The sequence below is a fragment of the Streptomyces sp. NPDC004542 genome (assembly GCF_040610035.1).
GTDB lineage: Bacteria > Actinomycetota > Actinomycetes > Streptomycetales > Streptomycetaceae > Streptomyces.
On sequence record NZ_JBEXLP010000166.1, the window covers coordinates 1 to 6,980 of the forward strand.

Annotated in this window: 6 protein-coding genes and 1 pseudogene; 2 read left to right on the forward strand and 5 right to left on the reverse strand. The window is 71.7% G+C overall.

Annotated features, from left to right (window positions below; all coding sequences use genetic code 11):
* Positions 1-109: 109 nt before the first annotated feature.
* The gene (locus ABZX30_RS37430; RefSeq protein WP_355942717.1) at positions 110-841 is read right to left on the reverse strand and encodes a transposase domain-containing protein; all 732 of its coding nucleotides are present in this window, start codon (positions 839-841) and stop codon (positions 110-112) included.
* A gap of 876 nt (positions 842-1,717) precedes the next feature.
* Between ABZX30_RS37430 and ABZX30_RS37435 the strand changes: the two genes are divergently transcribed.
* Together ABZX30_RS37435 and ABZX30_RS37440 are read left to right on the forward strand one after the other, a co-directional pair.
* On the forward strand, positions 1,718-2,377 hold the full coding sequence (locus ABZX30_RS37435; RefSeq protein ID WP_355942720.1) for a hypothetical protein: 660 nt from the start codon (positions 1,718-1,720) through the stop codon (positions 2,375-2,377).
* An 82-nt stretch (positions 2,378-2,459) separates the two neighbouring features.
* Positions 2,460-2,828, forward strand: a complete 369-nt coding sequence (locus tag ABZX30_RS37440) for a peptidoglycan-binding protein (RefSeq protein ID WP_355942723.1) — start codon at positions 2,460-2,462, stop codon at positions 2,826-2,828.
* Positions 2,829-2,868: 40 nt separating this feature from the next.
* Here the strand turns inward: ABZX30_RS37440 and ABZX30_RS37445 are convergent, their stop codons facing one another.
* From ABZX30_RS37445 to ABZX30_RS37460, 4 genes and pseudogenes are all read right to left on the reverse strand, one after another.
* A complete protein-coding gene (locus ABZX30_RS37445; protein ID WP_355942726.1) occupies positions 2,869-3,513 on the reverse strand; it encodes a response regulator transcription factor in 645 nt (214 codons plus the stop codon).
* Complete coding sequence (locus tag ABZX30_RS37450; protein WP_355942729.1) at positions 3,504-5,231, reverse strand: sensor histidine kinase; 1,728 nt, start codon at positions 5,229-5,231, stop codon at positions 3,504-3,506. Before ABZX30_RS37450 ends, ABZX30_RS37445 begins: the two co-directional genes overlap by 10 nt.
* 273 nt (positions 5,232-5,504) lie before the next feature.
* On the reverse strand, positions 5,505-6,179 hold the full coding sequence (locus ABZX30_RS37455) for a transposase domain-containing protein (protein ID WP_355942732.1): 675 nt from the start codon (positions 6,177-6,179) through the stop codon (positions 5,505-5,507).
* Positions 6,180-6,300: 121 nt separating this feature from the next.
* Positions 6,301-6,980, reverse strand: a pseudogene (locus ABZX30_RS37460) (hypothetical protein); the annotation flags it as partial.

The following is a 6,980-nucleotide window of genomic DNA, read 5'->3' on the forward strand; positions in this document are numbered from 1 at the left end:
ACCGACCGGCTCAGCCACGGACTCGTGCTCGATCGTCATCTCACTCACTTGGCGTCTCCATGATCAACAGATCCGCCGTTGATTAGACACTCCCGTACCGATGGCTGCTTCAGAGGGTTTCTCGAAACCGAGTGTGGTGGCTGAGTCTGTGCTGGTCAGGCATGGTTTCGGAGTGTGCAAGGTAGGTCCGGTGCGTCCGTGGAAGTGGCGTCCGTGGAGGTGTGTGATGGCGTCGGTGCTGGGGCGGCTGGAGGAGCGGGAACGTGCGGCCCGGAAGCGGGTGGAGGAGTTGCAGGCCGAGCTGGAAGCGGCGCAGTCGGAGTGGGACGAATGGCTGGTCGCCCGCCGGCGGGTCGGCGAGGTGTGGGACGCGGGTGAAGCCGCAGGCCAGGAGGCTGTGACGGGGAAGATGCCGGAGGAGACCAAGGCCAGGACGCCACCGGTCATAGAAGGCACCCTGAGTCGCCTTCGTCGCCAACGGCCGGGCCACCTGAGTGAAGAGGGCCTTCAGCGGTTCCGGACCGAGCTTCACACGCGCTCTGGAGATCGCCGCCGTGGTCGGCACGTGCCACGAACCCGACCAGCGTTTCGCCCAGGTCAGCCCGTGCGTCAGCAGCCGGGCGACCTCTTCGTAGCCCTGACCGGAGAACAAACACATCGCCAGTACGAAGTAGACCACCACGCGTGGCGGCAACAGCCGGTTCCGCTGCCCTGACCTCCCGCACTCGGCAACCACCCGATCCACCAGCTCCGGCGGGAACGACCGTGTCAGCAGCCCGACCGCGATGCGATCCGACAACCGCTCGTCCGTCTCCGGCTTCACCTGACCCGGCCGTGGCATCCCGGCACCTCGCCGCCACGCACCCTACCGGCCCACCGTCTTAAGTCACTGGTATGGGGCCTGGCATCGGATTGCGGTACGGCTCGGTGACCCAGTAAGTGAACTCCCGTTAGTCCGCCAGTGGCTTGAGCCGCTTGTCCAGGTCGCCGAAGGCACGCAGCACAGTGGTGGCCCTGTCACCCAAAGCTGCACCAGACCCGAGGGCAGTGCTGCGCGCCATGCCGTCCCCGGACACGCCGCCGCCGGCGTGACGCGCACCGATCGTCGTCACCGGTCGCCGTCCGAGCCCGCTCACGTGACGCACCGCGGACCGGTTCGACTCAGGGGTGGCCCCGATGTGCGCAGTGGTCGCGGCCCGTACGTTGGGCATCACCGGCAGCCGGGCACGGGGGCGGCCGCCGGGAGCCGTGCTTCCGCTGCGGCCGTGGCACCGGATCGGTGCACGGGTGGTGCGGGAGCAGACCGGTGCGCATGGCCGGGCACGGGCGGTCGCTCCTCACGCGCAGCGGTCACATGCCCGGCCATGACGGCCCCCAACGTTCCAGCGACAGACCGGAGGTACGGCCATGCCAGAGCGGATCGACGCACGTGCGACCGGCGCCGCCACATCGGCGGTTCCGCTCGGTGACCCGCCATCACGGGCCGTTCCACACGGGTGCCGTCACGGATTGCCGCACATCGCGCCGTTCCGCCCCGCGGTTCGCACCGTGCCACGGTGTACCGGACCCGGCGGACCGCGACGTTCCGCGGTGACACGCACCGCCGGATAGCAGGCCCCGCCTGCCCCTCACCCACCGCGCGGCTCTCACCCATCCAGCGCGCCCCATCACCACCACTTCATCTCGGCCACGGCCTCTCACTTTAAGGAGACAGCAGATGCACAACGTCAAGCGCGTCCGGTACGCCGTCACGATGGCGGCCGCCGGGCTGGTCCTGTCGGGCACGGCCATCACCGCCGTGGCGGCCGACTCCTCGTCGGCCACCGCACCGAAGGCGACCGCCGCCACCGGCACGCACAGTGCCGGCGTCGCGGCCGCGGGCAGGAGCTACACGTACCTGACGTTCAAGAAGAACTCCAGGAACCCGTCGAACTCCCGGCTGAGCCTGGTCTATGTGAACATGAACAACCCCGACCACCCGCACAGCCACACGGTGAACAGCTGGCGCGCCGGGTCGGGCAACGGCAGCAAGGACACCTGCGCCCGCAACCGGGGCTGGCTGCCCAACGGCGAGTACGCCATCAAGGCCTTCTACGACCACCACAACGGCGGGTCGCACGGCGTGAACGGCGTCTCCTGGCTGCTGAGCAACCATAAGTGCCACAGCGGCACATGGCGCACGGACCTGTTCATCCACAGCGAGATGCGCCCCAACGGCACACAGGGCCCGCGCACCGGGGGCGACAGCCCCTACCGCTGGGACGGCAACGGCGACTACAAGTCCAACGGCTGCATCAAGCTCAAGCCGTCCGACATCCGCGAGCTGAAGGGCTACCGCTCCGGCTACCCGAAGCCGACCAGGCTGTTCGTGTCCTGAGGCCCCGGCCCGGTCGCCGGCACACGGTCGGCGACCGGGCACGGCCGACCGCAACCGCGACCAGAACACAAGGAGATCGATCGTGAACGCATCCCGCACACTTCTCGCGGCGCTGCTGTCCGCCGCCGTACTGACCGGTGCTCCGGTGACCGCCGGTGCCGCGTCCGCGTCCTCAGCCGGTGCACCGTCCTCCGCGGCGGTGGCCTCTGCCAACCGGTGTGCGAAGACCCGGCCATTCCTCTCCCAGGGCGACCAGGGGACCTGCGTACGGTTCCTGCAGCGCAAGCTCGACGACAACGGCATCGCCACCCGGGTCGACGGCGTCTTCGGCCGGGGCACCGCCCATTCGGTGAAGGTCTTCCAACGGGCCTGCGGCTTCCGGGGCGATGAGATCGACGGCCTGGTCGGTCCCCGCACCTGGGCCGGGCTGCTGGACCACTCCTGCGGATGAGCCCGTGAGGGCCGTATGAGCCCTGGGGGCGGGAAGCCGGTCATGCGCGCAGATACGTCAGCACGGCGAGCACCCGGCGGTTCGCGCTGACGTCCGGTTCGAGCCCAAGCTTCGTGAACACGCTCCGGATATGGGTCTCCAGCGTCTTCGCGCTGACCCGCAGCCGCCTGCCGATCTCCTCGTTCGACCAGCCCTCCGCCATCTGGCCCAGTACCTGCCGTTCGCGCGCGGTCAGTGCGTCCAGCGCCCCCTGGGTGCCACGCCGCCGCAGCAGCCGGGAGACTATCTCCGGATCGACCGCCGACTCTCCGGCCGCCACCCGTCTCAGGGCGGCACACAACTCCTCCGGGTCGGCGATCCGCTCCTTCAGCAGATACCCGAACCCCCGGGGGCTGCGGGCGAGCACCTGTACGGCCGCGCTCGTCTCGAGGTACTGGGACAGCAGCAGCACGCCGGTGCCTGGGCGGCGGGTCAGGATCGCCTCCGCCGCCCGCACCCCCTCGTCGGTGTGGGTCGGCGGCATACGGATGTCGAGCAGCACCGCGTCCGGCCGCTCGGCCTCGACCAGTGCGAGCAGCCCCTCCGCCGAGCCGGTCTCGCCGACCACCTCGATACCGCAGTCGGCGAGCAGACGTACCAGCCCCCGGCGCAGCAGCACGGAGTCCTCGGCCACGATCACGCGCACGGCAGCTCCACACGGATCCGCGTGCCCCGCCCCCGAGGGCTGTCGACCCGCAGGTCGCCGCCCACCGCGGACACCCGGTCCCGGAGCCCGCTCAGTCCCGTGCCCCGCGAGGGGACCCTGTCCAACGACGGATCGTCCGCACCGCCGACCCCGTCGTCCGTCACCTCGACCACCAGACGGGCGCCGTGGCGCCGGGCGCGGACCTCGATGTGGCGGGCGGCGGCATGCTTGACGGCGTTGGCGAGCGCCTCGCAGGCCACGAAGTAGGCGGTGGTCTCGATCAGCGGGGGACAACGGCCGGGCTCCGCGTCGACGGTGACGGGCACCGGGGACTGTTCGGCTAACGCCGTCAGCGCCGGGGCGATCCCCGCCCGGCCCAGGACCGCCGGGTGGATGCCCCGCGCCAGGTCCCGCAGTTCCTCCAGCGCCTGACGCAGACTCCCCTCGACCTCGGCGACGGCGCTCCGCAGGCCCGGGTCCGTGCCGCCGGGCAGCTTCGCACCGAGGCCGCGCAGCGTCATCAGCGTGTACAGCAGCCGGGTCTGGGCGCCGTCGTGCAGATCCCGCTCCAGCCGTCGGCGCTCCTCGTAGGCGGCCTGGAGCAGCCGGCCGGGTACCGTTCGGGCCGTGTGGGCCTGCTCCTCCGCCCGGGCGCGCAACCGCGCGTTGTGCCGCCACAGCCGGACGACGGCGCAGGCCGCGGCGAGCAGCGCGGGATCCTCGGTGAGAGCGTCGTCGTGCACCAGGACGGCATCGGTGTCCGGCCCGGTGTCCGTGTGCGTCACCTCCCGGCCGGCCTCGGCGGGCACCGGCAGTGGCCGTCCGTCCGGATCGGCGTAACCCTCGCCGGTGCGCAGGCCCAGTACCAGCGTCGGGTCGCCCAGGGTGCGGCGCAGCACGTCCTGCAGGCGGTGCGCCGTGGGCGTATGACCGGCGGTCACCAGCAGCTCGCCGACGTACGCCCGCCGCAGCCGCATGCGCAGCAGGCTCACCAGAAAGACGACCGGTACGGCCATCTCGCTGAGGTCGGAGGGCACGGTCAGCGCGGCGTTCGCGTCGGCCAGGGCCTCGGGCATCACCAGATACAGCATCTCCCAGCCCACGAAGGCGAGGGTCAGCCCGACGGCGACCCAGGACGGCAGCAGCACCCGGCGCCGGGCCGGACTCGCCGAGCGCCACCTGTGCACCATCCGCGCCGCCACCAGGACCGTGAGGGCCACCCCGGCCCACCGGTAGGCCAGGTCCACCGCGTCGAAGAGGGCCGGGTGGTGCAGGACGAGAAACGCGTTCGGTCCGCAGCCGGAGCAGGTGAGGTAGCTCGCCGAACTGTCCCTCACCGGGTCGTACAGCACCACGCGGACCAGCCCGCCCACGCCCACCAGCAGGTACCCGGCGGCGATGAGCCGGCGGTCGCGGACGCCGCCGGCCCGCCCGTCCGGGAACACCAGCAGCAGATGCGCGAGAACGGCCAGGTTGAGCGCCTCCCCCCACGCGCCGAGGCCGAACAGCAACGGCACGGGAAACCCCTGGAGGTTGCCCAGGAACCAGGCCATCCCCTCGGCGAGCATCACCGGACCGGTGCGATTGGCCGGGCGCCGGGCCCACGCCACCAGCCCCGACCCGGCGAAGGCCCAGCCCGTACAGAGATCGCGTATCAGGTCGGTGCCGTCCGCACCGGTCCGCGCGTACCCCCAGCACCCGCACAGCCCGGCGGCCACCGCCGCGGCACCGCACCCGACGAGCGTTGCCGGCGGAACGCCGCCCGGCCGGCGGTCCGCACGGAGCGTCTTGCCGTACGCGCCTCTCACCGCGAACTGCCGCGCGTGCGTGTCACTGGAAACATGCCTTCCCCCGAATCATGTCGACCGCGCGAGGCGCGGAGCGTGCACACGACACCGGGCGGCCCCGAGCTTGATCGATCTCAAGTTGCCGCTGGGCAACTCCTCCGGGCCTACCGAATATCAGGCTATCGAGACCAGCCGATCCGAGGTTCAGGAACAAGCACTAAACTTGTTCAGACGCGTGAGGACCGGGATGCGCCGGTTGCTGCGGAGCCGGCCGAGGAACTGGGCGCGGGTGGCGCTCACCGCGGCGAGGAAGGCGTTGCCGTCGAAGCTCTTGTACCACAGCACCAGCATGTCCGGCCGCAGCAGGTGCATGAGGCGGGAGGCATAGCTGGTCGCGCCCTCGTCGGTGGGACCGAAGACCGCGCCGAGCAGGGCCCGTGTCCCGGTCTCGACGAGCGTCGTCAACTCCGGCGTCGGACAGCCGTGGTGGGAGGTCCGGCCGAGCCATGTCCGGTTGCGTTCCGTGTCAGGCACCTTCTGTGAACTACAGCCGTCGAACGACACCGTCCGGTACGGGCCGAAGCCCACTCCTGGGGTCGTCGGTCGCGCCAGCGGCCCGGCCAGTACGTCGAACAACGCCCGCACCGGTGTGGTTCCCAGCCTGCGGCGCAGGTCCCGCAGGGCCTTCGGGGCCGGCGAAGCGACCGGCACGTCCGTCAGCCCGGCCGTCAGCTTGTCCCAGACGAGCCGGTATCCGACTTCGGGAACGAGACACATCGCCAGCAGGAAGTAGATGCCGACACGGGACGGCAGATCACGCAGTCGCCTCTGGAGGCGACGGGTCCCGCGGGAGCGGCACAGGACCGGCTCCCGCGGCACGGCGTCAGGTCGTCGAGCGGACGTGGCCTGCCGGTGACGGGGATCAGTACCTCCGACACGATCCCGATCAGCCGCCCCGCCCCCCCCGCTGCGCGCGCGGTGCCACCCCTGCCGGACGCCGTCACGGCCGAGCCGTGTGATCCGGTTCCGGCACGGACGCGTCCTCGACCCCAGGCGGATGGAGGCCCATGAGGATGGCGCTGACCCGGTCGGCGACCGAGAGGGTGGCCGGGACGGGCCGGGGCTCCGCTTTTGGTGCGGGCCGAGGGTTCGGGTCGGCGCGGTGGGTGTCGGTGCAGGGCGGGCGCTGATCGTCCGCCGCCGGGCGCGGCTCGGGAGCGGGGCGGGGGATGAATTCCACACGCACCGTCACCGTGCGGTTCGCCTTCCGCGAGCCCTCACCCTCGAGGCGCTCGCCTTGGGCCACGCCGGACCGGTAGTCGAGAGCCGTCCGCGCGCCGGAGTTCGGCGGCCGCGAGACTCGCTGCTCCCAGACCCGCCGGGCCGCCTCCGCCCGGTCGGTGGCGGTGACCCGCGCCTGACCGGGGGACGGGACACTGCCGTTGCCGCGGCCGATGAACGTGACCCGTACACTGGCCAGTTCACCGGTGGTGGTGTAACGGGCCACCGTCGCCGCGAAGTGGTCCGCCATCTGCTCCAGCCACCACGTCTCCTCGGCGCTCGGTTCATGCGCGCCCTCCTCGAAGCGCACCACGTGCCAGGGCGCGGTGTCCGGCCGGGCGGGCGCCCGCCCGGCCGGGACCGGCGCGAGAGCGGGGGCGCTCAGGTCGGGAGAGCGGG

Excerpts from the sequence above, each read along its gene's own strand:
- ABZX30_RS37430 (WP_355942717.1), bottom strand. The coding sequence starts at position 841 with ATGCCACGGCCGGGTCAGGTGAAGCCGGAGACGGACGAGCGGTTGTCG.
- ABZX30_RS37435 (WP_355942720.1), top strand. The coding sequence starts at position 1,718 with ATGCACAACGTCAAGCGCGTCCGGTACGCCGTCACGATGGCGGCCGCC.